At 72.8% G+C, this 1,984-nt stretch carries 3 protein-coding genes; all 3 read left to right on the top strand.

Annotated features, from left to right (window positions below; genetic code table 11):
* Positions 1–483, top strand: a 483-nt coding sequence (locus K7472_RS32180; protein WP_372458159.1) for a sensor histidine kinase, incomplete at its 5' end; no start/stop codon positions are given.
* Positions 484–875: 392 nt separating this feature from the next.
* Positions 876–1,535: a response regulator transcription factor gene (locus tag K7472_RS32175; protein ID WP_222982787.1), complete on the top strand. Its 660-nt coding sequence runs from the start codon at positions 876–878 to the stop codon at positions 1,533–1,535.
* Positions 1,536–1,800: 265 nt separating this feature from the next.
* Positions 1,801–1,984 (top strand): hypothetical protein (locus tag K7472_RS32170; protein WP_222982785.1); only part of this gene is annotated, 184 nt, incomplete at its 3' end.

The raw sequence follows: 1,984 nt of genomic DNA, 5'->3' as shown, positions 1-1,984 counted from the left end.
ACCGAGGACCCCGAGGAGGCCGCCCGGATGGTCGGCGAGGCGCACGGCGAGGTGAAGACGGCCCTCCAGGAGCTGCGCGACCTGGCCCGCGGCATCCACCCCGCGATCCTCACCGACCGAGGCCTGGGCCCGGCGCTGTCGGCGGTGGCGACCCGCTGCACCGTCCCGGTCTCCGTCACCGTGGATCTGCCCTCCCGGCCGGTGCCCGCGATCGAGGGCATCGCCTACTTCACGGTCTCCGAACTGCTGGCCAACATCAGCAAGCACAGCGGCGCCGGGCGCGCCACGGTGGACGTCTGGCGGGCCGAGGACCGCATGCTGCTCCAGGTCGGCGACGACGGGCGCGGCGGCGCCTCGGCGGACGCGGGCTCGGGCCTCGCGGGCCTGGCCGAGCGGCTCGACGCGGTCGACGGCGTCCTCGTCCTCGACTCCCCCGCGGGCGGCCCGACCCGCATCACGGCGGAACTGCCCTGGCGGTCGTAGGCACGTCGGTGGGCAGGTGGGGCGGGCGGCCCCGGCGTCGTGAGCGGGCGGGCGTGAGCGGGCGGCCCTGGCGGGCGTGAGCGGGCGGCCCTGGCGGTCGTGAGCGGGCCGCCCCGGCGGGTCGTGAGGGCGTCGCGGCCCCCGCGGTCAGCGGCCCCCGCGGTCATGGGGGGGGCGTCGCGGTCATGGGGGGGGCGTCGCGGCCCCGCTTTCCCCTTGTCCCTCATGTCCTCCCCGGTTGTCCACAGGCCTGAACGAAGGTTTTCCACAGGCCCGGCGCGGTCCCGCGTTTGCTGCGATGCTGAGATCACTCGCGACGGACCGGCGCGAGAGGAACGCCGAGGTGGGGACGCCGAGGCAGGACATGGGGGACGCGGATCGTGGACGACAGGGTGCGGGTGGTCATCGCCGAGGACTCGGTGCTGCTCCGGGAGGGCCTGACCCGGCTGCTGACCGACCGGGGACACGACGTGGTGGCGGGCGTCGGGGACGCGGAGGCCCTGATCAAGGTCATCGGTGAGCTGGCGGACGAGGGCACCCCGCCGGACGTGGTGGTCGCGGACGTGCGGATGCCTCCGACGCACACCGACGAGGGCGTGCGGGCGGCGGTGCGACTGCGCAAGGAGCACCCCGGGCTGGGCGTGCTGGTGCTCTCGCAGTACGTGGAGGAGCAGTACGCGACCGAGCTGCTGGCCGGTTCCACCCGGGGCGTGGGCTATCTGCTGAAGGACCGGGTGGCCGAGGTCAGGGAGTTCGTGGACGCGGTGGTCCGGGTCGCCCAGGGTGGCACGGCGCTGGACCCCGAGGTGGTCGCCCAGCTGCTCGGCCGCAGTCGCAAGCAGGACGTGCTGGCCGCGCTGACACCCCGGGAGCGCGAGGTGCTGGGGCTGATGGCGGAGGGCCGGACGAACTCGGCGGTCGCCAGGCAGCTGGTCATATCCGACGGCGCGGTGGAGAAGCACGTCAGCAACATCTTCCTGAAGCTGGGGCTGACGCCGAGCGAGGGCGACCACCGCAGGGTGCTGGCCGTGCTGACCTACCTCAACTCCTGACCGCCTCCGAAACCCCTGACCGCTCCGACCGCTCCGACCGCGTCGGCCAGGATGGCGCGGGTGCCGCTTGACAGCGCGTCACCACGGCTGTCCGGCCGGTCCACGCGGGCGCGACGAGGACTAGAGGAGCGGGCGGCAGCGTTGTCCCCAGCACGGCATCCACGATGCGATATGCCCAGGAAGGGCGGCCTTTCGCACGTACCATGGCCCGGGGTACCAGCGGGCGATAGCCCGCGAGCCGCCGCCTCGAAGGAGGTTCACAGCAGTGACCAGCCAGGTCAGTAGCAGCAGCCCTGCCGACCACGCACTCCTCGGTGATCAGCGCAAACCCGACAAGGAGATCCGGCGGCTGGATCGGGTGATTATCCGGTTCGCTGGTGATTCCGGTGATGGGATGCAGTTGACGGGGGATCGGTTCACTTCGGAGACGGCGTCGTTCGGTAATGACC

Source organism: Streptantibioticus parmotrematis (assembly GCF_019890615.1).
GTDB classification, from domain to species: Bacteria; Actinomycetota; Actinomycetes; order Streptomycetales; family Streptomycetaceae; genus Streptantibioticus_D; species Streptantibioticus_D parmotrematis.
Note: the sequence above shows the minus strand (reverse complement) of the source record. Positions and strands in the feature narration are given on the sequence as shown.